The sequence below is a fragment of the Pseudomonas sp. 3MAES_34.3B genome, assembly GCF_058145875.1.
Genome location: NZ_CM176960.1, coordinates 1,181,717 through 1,195,421, shown reverse-complemented (window position 1 = coordinate 1,195,421; position 13,705 = coordinate 1,181,717). Strand labels below are relative to the sequence as shown.

Annotated in this window: 13 protein-coding genes; 2 read left to right on the top strand and 11 right to left on the bottom strand. The window is 63.0% G+C overall.

The genetic code is table 11. The annotated features are described in order from the left end of the window. The 8 genes from pabC to AC3Z8Y_RS05380 all read right to left on the bottom strand — a co-directional run bounded on the left by pabC (nt 1) and on the right by AC3Z8Y_RS05380 (nt 6,151). Nucleotides 1-816 (bottom strand): aminodeoxychorismate lyase, encoded by an 816-nt coding sequence (pabC, locus tag AC3Z8Y_RS05415; RefSeq protein ID WP_490088764.1) that lies wholly within the window; start codon nt 814-816, stop codon nt 1-3. Further along, the gene (gene fabF, locus AC3Z8Y_RS05410; RefSeq protein WP_225774988.1) at nt 816-2,060 is read right to left on the bottom strand and encodes a beta-ketoacyl-ACP synthase II; all 1,245 of its coding nucleotides are present in this window, start codon (nt 2,058-2,060) and stop codon (nt 816-818) included. Before fabF ends, pabC begins: the two co-directional genes overlap by 1 nt. A gap of 110 nt (nt 2,061-2,170) precedes the next feature. After that, nucleotides 2,171-2,407 (bottom strand): acyl carrier protein, encoded by a 237-nt coding sequence (acpP, locus tag AC3Z8Y_RS05405; RefSeq protein WP_004884578.1) that lies wholly within the window; start codon nt 2,405-2,407, stop codon nt 2,171-2,173. 193 nt (nt 2,408-2,600) lie between these two features. After that, nucleotides 2,601-3,341: a 3-oxoacyl-ACP reductase FabG gene (gene fabG, locus AC3Z8Y_RS05400; protein WP_490088763.1), complete on the bottom strand. Its 741-nt coding sequence runs from the start codon at nt 3,339-3,341 to the stop codon at nt 2,601-2,603. A 16-nt stretch (nt 3,342-3,357) separates the two neighbouring features. Next, nucleotides 3,358-4,296, bottom strand: coding sequence for an ACP S-malonyltransferase (gene fabD / locus AC3Z8Y_RS05395; RefSeq protein ID WP_490088762.1), 939 nt, complete (start codon nt 4,294-4,296; stop codon nt 3,358-3,360). 93 nt (nt 4,297-4,389) lie between these two features. Then, nucleotides 4,390-5,424, bottom strand: a complete 1,035-nt coding sequence (gene plsX, locus AC3Z8Y_RS05390; protein ID WP_490088761.1) for a phosphate acyltransferase PlsX — start codon at nt 5,422-5,424, stop codon at nt 4,390-4,392. Between the two features lie 3 nt (nt 5,425-5,427). After that, the gene (gene rpmF / locus AC3Z8Y_RS05385) at nt 5,428-5,610 is read right to left on the bottom strand and encodes a 50S ribosomal protein L32 (RefSeq protein WP_168081858.1); all 183 of its coding nucleotides are present in this window, start codon (nt 5,608-5,610) and stop codon (nt 5,428-5,430) included. Nucleotides 5,611-5,623: 13 nt separating this feature from the next. Continuing rightward, nucleotides 5,624-6,151: a YceD family protein gene (locus tag AC3Z8Y_RS05380; protein ID WP_181117370.1), complete on the bottom strand. Its 528-nt coding sequence runs from the start codon at nt 6,149-6,151 to the stop codon at nt 5,624-5,626. 109 nt (nt 6,152-6,260) lie between these two features. Between AC3Z8Y_RS05380 and AC3Z8Y_RS05375 the strand changes: the two genes are divergently transcribed. Continuing rightward, nucleotides 6,261-6,839 carry a Maf family protein gene (locus AC3Z8Y_RS05375; protein WP_490088760.1) on the top strand — a complete coding sequence of 193 codons (579 nt, stop codon included), beginning with the start codon at nt 6,261-6,263 and terminating at the stop codon, nt 6,837-6,839. Between the two features lie 47 nt (nt 6,840-6,886). Here the strand turns inward: AC3Z8Y_RS05375 and AC3Z8Y_RS05370 are convergent, their stop codons facing one another. The 3 genes from AC3Z8Y_RS05370 to rluC are packed head-to-tail and all read right to left on the bottom strand — an operon-like array spanning nt 6,887 to nt 9,516. Next, a complete protein-coding gene (locus AC3Z8Y_RS05370) occupies nt 6,887-7,885 on the bottom strand; it encodes a S49 family peptidase (RefSeq protein ID WP_225774990.1) in 999 nt (332 codons plus the stop codon). 4 nt (nt 7,886-7,889) lie between these two features. Further along, nucleotides 7,890-8,567, bottom strand: a complete 678-nt coding sequence (locus AC3Z8Y_RS05365; RefSeq protein ID WP_490088759.1) for an HAD-IA family hydrolase — start codon at nt 8,565-8,567, stop codon at nt 7,890-7,892. Continuing rightward, a complete protein-coding gene (rluC, locus tag AC3Z8Y_RS05360; RefSeq protein WP_490088758.1) occupies nt 8,560-9,516 on the bottom strand; it encodes a 23S rRNA pseudouridine(955/2504/2580) synthase RluC in 957 nt (318 codons plus the stop codon). The genes AC3Z8Y_RS05365 and rluC overlap by 8 nt, the downstream gene beginning before the upstream one ends. Before the next feature lie 766 nt (nt 9,517-10,282). On the opposite strand from rluC, the gene rne reads away from it, so the two are divergent. After that, nucleotides 10,283-13,654: a ribonuclease E gene (gene rne, locus AC3Z8Y_RS05355; RefSeq protein WP_490088757.1), complete on the top strand. Its 3,372-nt coding sequence runs from the start codon at nt 10,283-10,285 to the stop codon at nt 13,652-13,654. Nucleotides 13,655-13,705 lie beyond the last annotated feature (51 nt).

Below are 13,705 nucleotides of genomic sequence, written 5' to 3'. Positions count from 1 at the left end.
TCAGATATCCAGAAGTTCGCAGGCCATCTGCTGAAGTTTACGGGTGTGCGGCCCTGCCGGCCAAGCAAGCTGTGCATAGCGGCGGACCGGCCAGATGCCATAGACGCTGTTACACATGAACACTTCGGTAGCACTTGCCAGTTGCTCGAGGGCAATGTCGTCGACAAGCACTGGGCGGTCGCCCGACATGGCCTGGGCAATCAGCTCCGCGCGCAGGGTGCCGGCAACGCCGCAACGGGTAAGCCCTGGAGTAACCAGCCGCCCCTCGCACACCATGAACAGGTTGCTGAACACACCTTCGATCACCCGGCCACTGGTATCACACATCAACCCCTCGGCGTACTCGGTTCCTTGCCATTCGGCACGGGCCAGTACCTGTTCCAGGCGGTTGAGGTGCTTGAGGCCAGCCAGCAAGGGCTGTTCGGCCAGCCGAGTGTTGCACGGGTACAGCGCGATACCCTCGGCTTGCCGTTGCACGGGGTACTCCGGGAGCGGGCTGCTCTGGAGAATACGCCGCGCTGGCGCATCAGGGTCGCCCGCATAGCCGCGTGCGCTATCGCCTCGGGTAACGATGAGCTTGAGTACGCCATCGCCCAGTTGGCCGCCATAGGCGTGCAGCTCAGCGCGCAGCGTTGGCTCATCAAAAGGTAGCCCCAGGCGCGCGCAGCCATGGGCCAGGCGCTCCAGGTGCCGCTCCAGCAGTTTCGGCCGGCCAGCCCGCACCCGAAGGGTTTCGAACAGGCCGTCGCCGTATGCCAGGCCACGGTTGGCCAGGCCGATCGCACTGGCTGGCCAGCCATCGACCCAGGCTTCCATTACTCGCTGAACCGGCGGAACACCAGAGAGCCGTTGGTACCGCCAAAGCCGAAGGAGTTCGACAGCACGACATCGATCGGCATTTCCCGCGCTTCGTGCGGCACGAAGTCCAGGTCGCAATCGTCGTCCGGCTCATCGAGGTTGATGGTGGGCGGCGCCACCTGGTCCCGAATCGCGAGCACGCTGAAGATGGCCTCGACCGCACCCGCCGCGCCCAGCAAATGGCCGGTCATGGACTTGGTGGAACTGACCGCCAGCTTGTAGGCGTGCCCGCCGAACACCGACTTGATCGCCCGTACTTCGGCGAGGTCGCCGGCGGAGGTAGAGGTGCCGTGGGCATTGATGTATTGCACCGCGTCGGGCGCCAGGCCGGCGTCTTTGAGGGCATTGACCATGCAACGGGCCGCGCCGGCGCCGTCCTCGGGCGGAGAGGTCATGTGGAAGGCATCGCCACTGGTGCCGAAGCCAACCAGTTCGGCATAGATCCGCGCCCCGCGCGCCCGCGCATGCTCAAGCTCTTCGAGCACGAGCGCACCGGCACCGTCGGACAGCACGAAACCATCACGGCCCTTGTCCCACGGCCGGCTGGCGCGCGTAGGCTCATCGTTGCGCGTGGACAGGGCCCGCGCCGCGCCGAAGCCACCCATGCCCAGGCCGCAGGCGGCCATTTCGGCGCCGCCGGCGATCATCACGTCCGCTTCGCCATAGGCGATGTTGCGGGCCGCCATGCCAATGCAGTGGGTACCGGTGGTGCACGCCGTGGACACGGCGTAGTTTGGCCCCTGAATACCCAAGTGGATCGACAGGAAGCCTGAAATCATGTTGATGATCGAGCCAGGCACGAAGAACGGGGAAATCCGCCGCGGCCCCTGCTCATGAAGCGTACGGCTGGTGTCCTCGATATTGGTGAGGCCACCGATACCCGAGCCCATGGCCACGCCAATGCGCTCACGGTTGCTGTCGTCGATGTTCAGCCCGGCATCGCGCACAGCTTGAAAGCCAGCCGCCAGACCGTACTGAATGAACAGGTCAAGCTTGCGGGCCTCTTTGGGCGAGAGGTACTGCGCCACATCGAATGCCTTGACCGAGCCGCCAAACCGAGTGGAAAACGCTGACAGGTCGGTATGCTCGATCGGACCGATGCCGCTTTGGCCGGCCAGAATGCCTTGCCAGGTGCTCGGCACGTCTACGCCCAATGGCGACAACATGCCCATTCCAGTGACCACGACGCGTCTACGCGACACAGTGTTCTCCTTAATACTTTGTTTCAACCTCTTGCCCTAATTAAAGAAAAAACCGCACGCCCATTGAAGGCAGTGCGGTTTTCTCTGACAAGAAGCGTCGAATACGGCAATCAGGCCTGGTGGCTGTTGACGTAGTCGATGGCTGCTTGAACGGTGGTGATCTTCTCGGCTTCTTCGTCTGGAATCTCGGTTTCGAATTCTTCTTCCAGTGCCATTACCAGCTCAACGGTGTCAAGAGAATCAGCGCCCAGGTCTTCAACGAAGCTGGCGGTGTTAACGACTTCTTCTTCTTTGACGCCCAGCTGCTCGGCAACGATTTTCTTGACGCGTTCTTCGATGGTGCTCATACCTGGTTTTCACTCCTAGTGGATAGTCTGGCAACTGGCCGGTGTGTAAGTTTATAGGAAGGCACTCGCATTTCAAGTTGAATGCGACCCCACCAAACGCCGGCCGGCGACCTCTATAATCTGGATGCAGCTTTATAACGGATTTTGGGGCATTACGTATGACATTTTTTCCGCGGTGCCCCATTGAGCTGGATCACATATACATGCCGCCGTTGACCGGAACGGTCGCGCCGGTGACATAAGCAGCGCCATCGGAAGCCAGGAAGCTGACCACCTTGGCGATTTCCTCAGCCTGGCCCAAACGGCCCAGGGGGATCTGAGTCAACAGGCCTTCACGCTGCGCCTCTGGAAGCTCGCGGGTCATGTCGGTATCGATGAAGCCCGGGGTAACCGAGTTCACAGTGATGCCCCGAGAGCCCACTTCACGCGCCAGCGCACGGCTGAAGCCTTCGAGGCCAGCCTTGGCTGCGGCATAGTTTACTTGCCCGGCGTTGCCCATGGCACCCACCACCGAGCCGATGCTGATGATGCGGCCCCAGCGAGCCTTGGTCATGCCACGCAGCACGGCCTTGGACAGGCGGAACAGACTGTTCAGGTTGGTATCGACCACGTCGAACCATTCGTCGTCTTTCATGCGCAACATCAGGTTGTCGCGAGTGATCCCGGCATTATTGACCAGGATAGCCGGCGCGCCAAAACGCTCCGAAATGGTGGCCAGCGCAGCAGCGACCGATTCGTCGCTGCACACATTGAGCTCCAGGCCCAAGCCTTCGATGTTGTGTTCCTTGAGGGTGGCGCTGATGCGCTCGGCCCCCGAAGCACTGGTTGCGGTGCCGATCACCACGGCGCCCTGGCGGCCCAGTTCGAGGGCGATCGCCTGGCCAATGCCACGACTCGCACCGGTCACCAGTGCCACTTTACCTTGCAGGCTCATGCCAGCTTCTCCTGTTTCAAGCCAAGGCCGCGCGAGCGGCGGCGAAGGCATCGGGGGTATCCAGATTGTGGGTTTCTATGCCGTCGGCGCAGCGCTTGTTCAGGCCTGACAACACCTTGCCCGGGCCGCACTCAACCAGTTGCCTGGCACCTTGCTGAGCCAGCAGCGCCACGGACTCCACCCAGCGAACCGGCATGTACAGCTGAGCCAGGAGGTTGTGCTTCATATCCTCCAGCGTAGCCGGAACGGTAGCCGTCACGTTTTGTACCAGCAAAATCTTTGGTGCCTGCCAGTTGATGGCGGCCACGGAATCGGCGAAGCGCTCGGCTGCAGGCTTCATCAACGCGCAGTGCGATGGCACGCTGACGGGCAGCGGCAGGGCGCGCTTGGCCCCGCGCGCCTTGCAGGCTTCGATGGCGCGGGCAACGGCGGCCGCGCTACCGGCAATGACGACCTGGCCCGGCGAGTTGAAATTCACCGCGCTCACCACGTCACCGTTCGCCGCTTCGGCGCAGGCGGCGATAACGTCTTCGTCTTTAAGGCCCAGCACAGCGGCCATACCGCCCTGCCCGGCCGGCACGGCTTCCTGCATGAGTTGGCCGCGACGCTCGACCAGGCGAACGGCATCGGCCAGGCTCACGCTACCGGCCGCAACCAATGCGCTGTACTCGCCCAGGCTATGGCCTGCCACGTACGCTGGAACACTGCCGCCTTCAGCCTGCCATACGCGCCACAGCGCGATGGATGCGGTGAGGATCGCCGGCTGGGTTTTATCGGTCTGGTTCAGTTGCTCGGCAGGGCCTTGCTGGGTCAACGCCCAAAGGTCATAGCCAAGGGCCTCGGACGCCTCCTTGAAGGTTTCGCCAATCAACGGGTGCTGCCCGGCCTGGTCGGCAAGCATGCCGAGCGACTGGGAGCCCTGCCCAGGAAAGACGAATGCGAGGGTTGCAGACATTGAACGCGCCCTTATCGATGCAGTGGTCGAAAATGCTCCCGGCCATGGCCGGAAACGAAAATCCAGTGTTGGATGATAACCGGAACCGCCCGGTCACATTCTATCGCCGTCTTCCTGCTTCGGCGAAAGTACAGCGGCCAGCCCTTGGCCGAGCTGACGTGGCAGGTTGCTGTCCACTTGTTGCAGGGCGCGCTCGATCGCGGCTTTCAAGCCCTGTACCCCGGCCGCGCCGTGGCTTTTTACGACAATGCCTTGCAAACCCAGGAAACTGGCGCCGTTGTGCCGCGCTGGAACCAGCTCTTCGCGTAACCGCCGCAGTGCCGGGAGGGCGACCGCACCCGCCAACCTGGCGAACAGCCCGCCACTGAACTGCGCCTCGATACGCTCGCCGATCATGCTGGCCAGCCCCTCGCTGGCCTTGAGCAATACATTGCCCACGAAGCCGTCGCACACCACCACATCGGCCTCACCGCGATAGACGCCGTCACCTTCAATGTAACCAATGTAGTTGAGCCCGGCCTTTTGCAATAGCCGGGCTGCTGCCTTGACCTGTTGATTGCCTTTGATGTCCTCGGTGCCCACATTGAGCAATGCCACCCGAGGACGTATCACGCCCTGGGCCTGGGCAGCCAATGCCCCCATATGAGCGAACTGATACAGGTGCTCGGCGTCGCAATCCACGTTGGCGCCCAGGTCCAGCACCTGGCAATGGCCCGTACGCGTGGGGATGGCCGCAACCATGGCGGGGCGGGTCACGCCGGGCAGTGTTTTAAGCACATGGCAGGACAGCGCCATGAGCGCACCGGTATTGCCGGCGCTTACTACTGCGTGCACACGATCGTCCCGCAGCGCTTGCAGCGCAATGCGCATGGAAGCGTCCGGCTTGCCGCGCAACGCCTGGGACGGCTTGTCGCTCATGCCGATCACTTCGGTGGCAGGCAGAATCTGAAGGCGAGAATGATCGACACCCTGATGGGTGCTGAGGATTTCTTCAAGGAGCTTGGGTTGACCAACGAGGGTCAGGTACAACGAGGGGTGTTCGGACAGGCAGGCGACACAGGCCTGAACAATGCTGCGGGGACCGAAGTCCCCGCCCATTGCGTCGATCGCGATGATCTGAGCGGACAAGGATTACTCGTCAGCGCCCTTGTCGATCACCTTGCGGCCACGGTAAACGCCTTCAGGCGAAACGTGGTGGCGCAGGTGAACTTCACCGGTGGTTTTTTCTACGGACAGTGCGTTCGGCTCGAGAGCGTCGTGCGAACGGCGCATGTCGCGGGCAGAGCGGGATTTTTTGTTCTGCTGAACAGCCATAATTGATTAACTCCTAAACGTTTGGGTCACGCTTTAACTGCGCCAATACACTGAACGGGTTGGACCGCGTTACCTCGTCCTCGCTCGGCTCGGGCTCTTCGAGACCCGCCGGCTGCTGGCATTCTTCCGGATGATGAGCGGGAATGATCGGCAGCGCGAGAAGAAGCTCCTCTTCGATCACATCCCGCAGGTCCAGAGGACCTTCGCCCAGTTCCAGCACGTCATAACCTTTCGGTAACGATTGGGTATTCGCACCCTCCTTCACCACGGCGTATGTACATTCGCTGTGAATCGGGAGGGTGACCAGCTCAAGACAGCGCTGGCAAACCATCTTGACCTCGACACTCAGATCACTGCGCATGAGCACGGTGTGATCTTCGTCTCGCTCGAAGATGAATTTACCCTGGACCGTACCGACATCATCGGAAAGCAGGTCGCAAAGTCTCTCCAAACTGGCAAGAGGCAGGCTACCGTTTAAGGCAGCGCCGCGATCGGCCAATTTGCGCGGGTCAACGTGAGGTGGAATCGGGTCATTCAACATAGGCGCGACATTCTAGGGATGCCCCCTTGCTGTGTCAAAGGAAATTAGGCCATCGGCAGCGCAGCGGCGCAGGCGTAGAATCACGGCCTTTATTATGGAGAGACCACCCGTGCGGCCATTGATTCTGGCGTCCAGCTCCACCTACCGACACGCCCTGCTGAGCCGCCTGGGCCTGCCTTTCGAGAGCGAGGCACCCAACCTCGACGAACGGCGCCTGGATGGCGAACCTGCCCGTGAGCTGGTGCTGCGCCTGGCGGAGGCCAAGGCCAGGGCGCTGGCCACGCGGTACGCCGCACACCTGATCATCGGCTCCGATCAAGTGGCTGTGCTGGGCGACAGGATACTAGGCAAGCCAGGCGATTTTGAACAGGCCATGGAACAACTGACCGCCGCCAGCGGCCAGCGGGTGACCTTCCTGACCGGCCTGGCCTTGTTCGATAGCCATACCGGCCATTGCCAGGTAGACGTAGTGCCGTTCTCGGTCAACATGCGCCAGCTGGACCAAAACGCCCTCACCCGCTACCTCCAGGCCGAGCAACCCTACGATTGCGCCGGCAGCTTCAAGGCAGAGGGCCTGGGCGTGAGCCTGTTCGAAAGCACCGAGGGGCCGGATGCCACCAGCCTGGTCGGCCTGCCGCTGATCCGCCTGGTGGCGATGCTGGCGCAGGCTGGGGTGGTGGTGCCTTAGCCAAGCTGCAAGCATGCTGCGTTCAGCTTGCGGCTTGCCGCTTACGGCTAGCGAAGCGTCGGCCCGGCGAAGCCCATCCAGAGGGCCATTTCACTGGCCACGCTGGCGCCGAGCTTCTTCGAGAATCGGTCCAGCGGGGATTCTTCCACGGTGAAGTCCACCAGGTCCTTGGCGTGTACGATTTCCCGCGCCACGTAGCTGCTGCTGGCCAGGCCGTCGATCAGCCCCAGTTCGAGTGCCTGCTCGCCAGACCAGATCAGCCCCGAGAACAGCTCCGGGTGGTCCTTGTCTTTCAGGCGATCGCCACGCCCGGCCTTCACTTGAGCGATGAACTGCCGATGGGTGGTGTCCAGCACGCCCTGCCAGAAGCGGGTTTCAGACTCCTTGGCCGGCTGGAAGGGATCGAGGAAGGCTTTATGCTCGCCGGAGCTGTACGGGCGGCGCTCCACGCCAAGCTTCTCCATGGTGCCGACGAAACCATACCCAGCCGCCGTAACGCCGATGGAACCCACCAGGCTTGCCTTGTCGGCATAGATTTCGTCTGCCGCGCTGGCAATGTAATAGGCCCCGGATGCACCGAGGTCGGCGATTACCGCGTACACCTTGATATCAGGGTGCAAGCCACGCAACCGGCGGATTTCGTCGTACACGTAGCCGCTTTGAACAGGGCTGCCGCCCGGGCTGTTGATGCGCAGCACCACGCCTTTCACCTTCGGGTCTTCAAAGGCAGCGCGCAGGCTGGTCACGATGTTGTCAGCGCTGGCGTCTTCCTTGTCGGCGATCATGCCTTTGATGTCGATCAGCGCGGTGTAACTGCTCGCGGTGCCGCCGCTTTTTTCCAGCTTGGCGAACGGCGAGAACAGAAACAGCATGCCCAGCAAATAAAGGAAGGTCAGGCTTTTGAAGAAGATGCCCCAGCGCCTGGCGCGCCGCTGTTCCTGCACACTGGCCAGCAGGGTTTTCTCCAGCAGCTTCCAGCTACGGTCATCGGAACTGCGAGGGCCCGGCTCTTCTTCGGCGGAGGGCGCTTTCCATTGGTCTGACATCCGTTCATTCACCTTTCGAGGACAAGGGTTCGCCAGGGCTCAGCCAGGCGGTCAATTGAGCAAAGCGTTCGATGGCCAGCACCGGCTCGTACGCCATCAGCGCATCGAGCTCGATGGCCCCGTAGCCCACCGCGACACACGGCATGCCTGCGTTGCGAGCCATCTGCAGGTCGAATGCCGAGTCGCCGATCATCAACGCACGCTCAGGGCGCACGCCGCAGTAAGCGAGGATTTCTTCGAGCATCAGCGGGTGGGGCTTGCTTCGGGTTTCGTCGGCGGCCCGGGTAATGTCGAAGAAGCGCTCCAGCGAATGCCCCTTCAATACCCGGTCCAGGCCGCGGCGCGCCTTGCCCGTGGCCACGGCCAGCCGGTACCCCGCCTGCCGGAACAGTTCCAACCCCTCTGCTACCCCGGGAAAGAGGGGCGATGGGGAGGCTTCGAGGGCAATGTAACGCTGGGCATATTGATCGCGAAACGCGAGCACTTCAGCCTCGCTCAGGCGTGGATACAGGGCCTGGATCGCCTCCGGCAGCCCCAGCCCGATGATCCCTTTGACCTGCGTGGCGTCTCGCGGCAAGAGCCCGCAGGCAACGGCCGCGTGCTGCATGGCATCGACGATGCGGCCAATGGAATCGGCCAGCGTGCCGTCCCAATCGAAAATCAGCAGATCGTAATCAGGCACTGGCCAGGCGCTCCACCGCGGCGGCCCACAGTTCGTCAACGGGCGCCTGCACGTCCAGGCGGCTACCGTCGGGAAGGGTCAGAGACAGCGCATAGGCATGCAGAAACAGGCGCTTGCCGCCCAGGTCGCGCAGCTCACGGGTGAAATCCTCGTCACCGTATTTGGCGTCCCCGGCGATGCAGTGGCCGGCATGCAGCGCGTGCACGCGAATCTGATGAGTGCGCCCGGTGACTGGCCGCGCCTCAACCAGCGTGGCGAAATCGCCGAAGCGGCGCAGCACCTTGAACAGCGTCAAGGCCTCCTTGCCCTCCGGATTGACCTCGACCATGCGCTCGCCGGAGCGCAGGTTGCTTTTGAGCAGCGGCGCGTTCACTTGCTTCTTGCTGGTGGGCCAGTGGCCACGCACCAGCGCCATGTAGCGCTTGTCCACGCCATCGCCGCGCAGCGCCTCGTGCAGATGGCGCAGCATGCTGCGCTTCTTGGCGATCATCAGCAGCCCGGAGGTGTCCCGGTCCAGCCGGTGCACCAGCTCGAGCTCCTTGGCGTCGGGGCGCAGTTGGCGGAAGGCCTCGATCACCCCGAAGCTGAGCCCGCTGCCACCATGCACGGCAATGCCGGCAGGCTTGTTGAGGATGATCAGGCCCTTGTCTTCGTGCACGATGGCGGCCTCGAGCCGCTGCAGCAGCCCCTGGGCAACCGGCACTGGCGCGTCACGCTCCGGCAGCCGGAGCGGCGGCACCCGCACGATATCGCCGGCCTGCAACTTGTATTCGGGCTTGATACGGCCTTTATTGACGCGTACTTCGCCCTTGCGCAGGATGCGATAAACCAGCGTGCGAGGTACACCCTTGAGCGCCGTGATAAGAAAATTGTCGATGCGTTGGCCGGCAAGTTCCGGCGCAACTTCAAGCAACTGAACGCCCGAAGTTGGAGGAGAGGTCGTGGTCATGGCGCGGATAATATCAATTTTTCAGCCATTTGAAGCACTTAATGTTTGCTGCTATAGTCCCGAACGCCGCCATAAGCGGCCGGGGAGTGACAGACGGTAAACGACCGCCGCTTACCCAGATGTTCACCGAGGACGCGAGGCCGTCCGACGGGGCTTACACCGCGCGACGAACCCATGGTTCGCACAAGGCGCAGCCTGGCAAGAACGAGTTGAATCCAACAGGGCGGTCTTATCGTGCCCTGGGTGTTCGAATCCTGCGGCTGATACACGAGCGCAGCCGTTTTATCGGGCAATGGTGCAGGCTTCGGAAATACAAGCCTTGATTTTTTTAGCGTGCGACAGCCAACCGGCGTCGTGATAAATGCCAACCCGTTGCGGATTCAGCGCGCGGCAGCACCCGAATTATCAGGGATACGTGTAGGGTGGAGATGCACAGGTAGCGTGCCGTGTGGCACCGAGCCCGCCAGTGGCAGCCAGAGTGTCAGCGTTCATACGGGTACTTTCCGTACGGGCCTGGCCAGAACTGGCCCGCGGCACGGCCGGCCCAGATGCCCTAGAGGGCGTCCACGACGCACTACCCGATTCCTCCTCCTGACTGAGTGCTTTTGACACCACACAAAGGCAGGACGCGGCGCCATGACACAGGCAAAAAGCCTGAGCGCTGGCAGGGAAGCCCCCTCAGGCCTCTCTCGCACCTGAACACCGACCGTGAGAAGTCGTGTGTGCCGAACGCCGTTTCCGGCAGCCCGGAAACCGACGGTACTACATGAAAAGAATGCTGATTAACGCAACTCAACCCGAAGAGTTGCGTGTAGCCCTGGTAGATGGCCAGCGCCTCTATGACCTGGATATCGAATCCGGCGCGCGCGAGCAGAAAAAGGCCAACATCTACAAAGGCCGCATCACCCGTATCGAGCCCAGCCTCGAAGCCGCCTTCGTGGACTTCGGCTCCGAGCGCCACGGCTTCCTGCCCCTCAAGGAAATCTCCCGCGAATACTTCAAGAAGGCTCCCGAAGGCCGAGTCAATATCAAGGAAGTATTGAGCGAAGGCCAGGAAGTCATCGTCCAGGTCGAAAAGGAAGAACGCGGCAACAAGGGCGCTGCCCTCACCACGTTCATCAGCCTGGCCGGTCGCTATCTGGTGCTGATGCCCAATAACCCCCGCGCCGGTGGCATCTCGCGCCGCATCGAGGGTGAAGAACGCAACGAACTGCGCGAGGCCCTGAACGGCCTGGTCGCCCCCGCCGACATGGGCCTGATCGTTCGCACCGCAGGCCTTGGCCGCAGCAGCGAAGAGATGCAGTGGGACCTCGACTACCTGCTGCAACTGTGGACCGCGATCAAGGAAGCCTCCCTGGACCGCTCCGCGCCTTTCCTGATCTACCAGGAAAGCAACGTGATCATCCGCGCCATCCGCGATTACCTGCGCCAGGACATCGGCGAAGTGCTGATCGACAGCGTTGAAGCCCAGGAAGAAGCCCTGACCTTCATCCGCCAGGTGATGCCGCAGTACGCCAGCAAGATCAAGCTCTACGAAGACAGCGTGCCGCTGTTCAACCGTTTCCAGATCGAAAGCCAGATCGAAACCGCCTTCCAGCGCGTGGTCGACCTGCCTTCCGGCGGCTCCATCGTGATCGACCCGACCGAAGCCCTGGTGTCCATTGACATCAACTCCGCTCGCGCGACCAAAGGCAGCGACATCGAAGAAACCGCGCTGCAGACCAACCTGGAAGCGGCCGAAGAAATCGCCCGCCAACTGCGCCTGCGTGATATCGGCGGCCTGATCGTCATCGACTTCATCGACATGACCCCGGCCAAGAACCAGCGCGCCGTTGAAGAGCGTGTACGCGAATGCCTCGAAGCCGACCGCGCACGCGTTCAGGTAGGCCGCATCTCCCGTTTCGGCCTGCTCGAAATGTCCCGCCAGCGCCTGCGCCCTTCCTTGGGTGAAAGCAGCGGCATCGTTTGCCCACGCTGCAGCGGCACCGGCATCATCCGCGACGTGGAGTCGCTGTCCCTGGCCATCCTGCGCCTGATCGAGGAAGAAGCCCTCAAGGACCGTACCGCCGAAGTACGTGCCCAGGTGCCGATCCCGGTAGCGGCCTTCCTGCTCAACGAAAAACGCAACTCGATCACCAAGATCGAACTGCGCACCCGTGCGCGGATCATCATCCTGCCGAACGATCACCTCGAAACGCCGCACTTCGAAGTGCAGCGCCTGCGTGACGACAACCCGGAAGTGTTGAACGCGCAGTCGAGCTACGAGATTGCCGCCGCCGAAACTGAAGAAGTGCAACCGGTTGCCGCTACCCGCACCCTCGTTCGCCAGGAAGCTGCGGTCAAAACCGCCCCTGCCCGTGCCAACGCGCCGATGCCCGCCAGCGAAGAGCCCGCCCCCGCTGCGGCGGCACCGCAGCCAAGCACTGCGCCGGCTACCGCCGAACCGAGCCTGTTCAAGGGCCTGGTGAAGTCACTGGTAAGCCTGTTCGCTGGCAAGGAAGAGCCTGCTGCCCCGGTAGCCGCCGTCGCCGCGCCCAAGCCTGCTACCGAACGTGGCGGGCGCAACGAAGAGCGGCGCAACGGCCGCCAGCAGAGCCGCAACCGCAACGGCCGCCGCGACGAAGAGCGCAAGCCACGCGAGGAGCGCGCGCCACGTGAAGAGCGCGCCCCACGTGAGGAACGCGCACCGCGCGAACTGCGTGAAGATACCCCGGCTGTAGCACGCGAAGAGCGCCCGGCCCGTCCGCCACGCGAAGCACGCGCCCCGCGTGAAGATCGCCGCCCGCGCGAAGATCGCCCGGTACGTGAGCTGCGCGAACCCCTGGACGCGCCAGCTGCACCTCGTGAAGAGCGCCCGGCCCGTGAAGAGCGCGCCGAACGCCCTGCTCGCGAAGAACGCGCCCCACGTGAACTGCGTGAGGAACGCGCGCCTCGCGAAGAACGCGCACCGCGTGAAGAACGTGCGCCGCGCGAAGAGCGTGCCCCGCGTGAGGAACGCGCCCCACGTGAAGAGCGCCAACCGCGCCCTGCCCGTGAGGAACAAGCTGCTCAGGAGCCAACCACGGCCGAAGACGCGGTATTGAACGAAGAACTGCACGATGACAACCAGGAAGGCAACGACGGTGAGCGTCCGCGCCGCCGTTCGCGTGGCCAGCGCCGCCGTAGCAACCGCCGTGAGCGTCAGCGTGACGCCAACGGCGAACTGATCGGCGGTGAAGGTGACGACGCCGAAGGCAATGAAACGTCGGAATCGACCGAAACCAACGAAGCCACCGGCGCTACCGCTGCGGTCGCTGCAGCTGTGGTTGTCGAGGGCGTGATCAGCCAGGCGGCCGAGGCCCAGGCCCACCACCAGGCCGAACAAGCCACCGCCAGCGTTGCACCGGACGCCGCAACAGCTGCCCCGGAAATCGTTGCCACCCCGACCGAACAGGCAGCGTCCATCGTGCCTGAGCCGTTGGAGCGCCTGGTAGAAGCACCTGCGGTTGAAGCCGCTGTTGAAACGGCACCCGAGCCGCTTCCTGAAACAGAGGCAGCACCGATTGTGGAGCAACCGGTTCAACACGTAGAGGTGCCAACGGCTACCGAAGCGGCTGAACTGCCCGTGCCGCCGGTCGCTGACGAACCCGTGCAAGTGGCTCACGTCGAGGCCCCGGCTGCGCCAGAAGCGTTCACTGAGGCGACCCCTGCCGCCGAAGCGCCTGTAGTCGAAGCGCCTGCCCCGGCTCCGGTGGTGCTGTCCAATGGCCGCGCGCCGAACGACCCGCGTGAAGTGCGCCGTCGCAAGCGTGAAGCTGAACTGGCCGCCGCAGCTGCTCGTGAAGCCGAAGAAGCCGCGCAGCTGGCCAACGCCAATGCCTTGGCCCAGGCCGAAGCACCGGTCGAAGTTGAAGTATCGGCACCGGTAGTGGTTGAGCCTGCGCCAGCAGCGGAAACCGAAACCGCGACCGCTGCTGAAGCAACGCCGGCAGCAGAGCCCGCTACGGTGCCCGCAACAGCGCCTCAGGCCGAGCCTGAAGCCGCCAGCGAGCCAGTGCCGGCTCCGGTGATCGACGAAAACGTGCAAAGCGCTGAAGAAGTGGCTGGCACGGTCGAGGAAACCGAAGCGCAGAACAAGGAGCCCAAGCCTCTGGCCTGAGCCCCTTGACTGAAAAAGCCCCTGTCATCGAAAGGTGACAGGGGCTTTTTT

Coding starts and splice junctions, on each gene's coding strand:
- rluC (WP_490088758.1), bottom strand. CDS start 9,516: ATGACCACGACCTCTCCTCCAACTTCGGGCGTTCAGTTGCTTGAAGTT.
- rpmF (WP_168081858.1), bottom strand. CDS start 5,610: ATGGCTGTTCAGCAGAACAAAAAATCCCGCTCTGCCCGCGACATGCGC.
- AC3Z8Y_RS05370 (WP_225774990.1), bottom strand. CDS start 7,885: ATGTCAGACCAATGGAAAGCGCCCTCCGCCGAAGAAGAGCCGGGCCCT.
- fabD (WP_490088762.1), bottom strand. CDS start 4,296: ATGTCTGCAACCCTCGCATTCGTCTTTCCTGGGCAGGGCTCCCAGTCG.
- acpP (WP_004884578.1), bottom strand. CDS start 2,407: ATGAGCACCATCGAAGAACGCGTCAAGAAAATCGTTGCCGAGCAGCTG.
- pabC (WP_490088764.1), bottom strand. CDS start 816: ATGGAAGCCTGGGTCGATGGCTGGCCAGCCAGTGCGATCGGCCTGGCC.
- fabG (WP_490088763.1), bottom strand. CDS start 3,341: ATGAGCCTGCAAGGTAAAGTGGCACTGGTGACCGGTGCGAGTCGTGGC.
- rne (WP_490088757.1), top strand. CDS start 10,283: ATGAAAAGAATGCTGATTAACGCAACTCAACCCGAAGAGTTGCGTGTA.
- AC3Z8Y_RS05380 (WP_181117370.1), bottom strand. CDS start 6,151: ATGTTGAATGACCCGATTCCACCTCACGTTGACCCGCGCAAATTGGCC.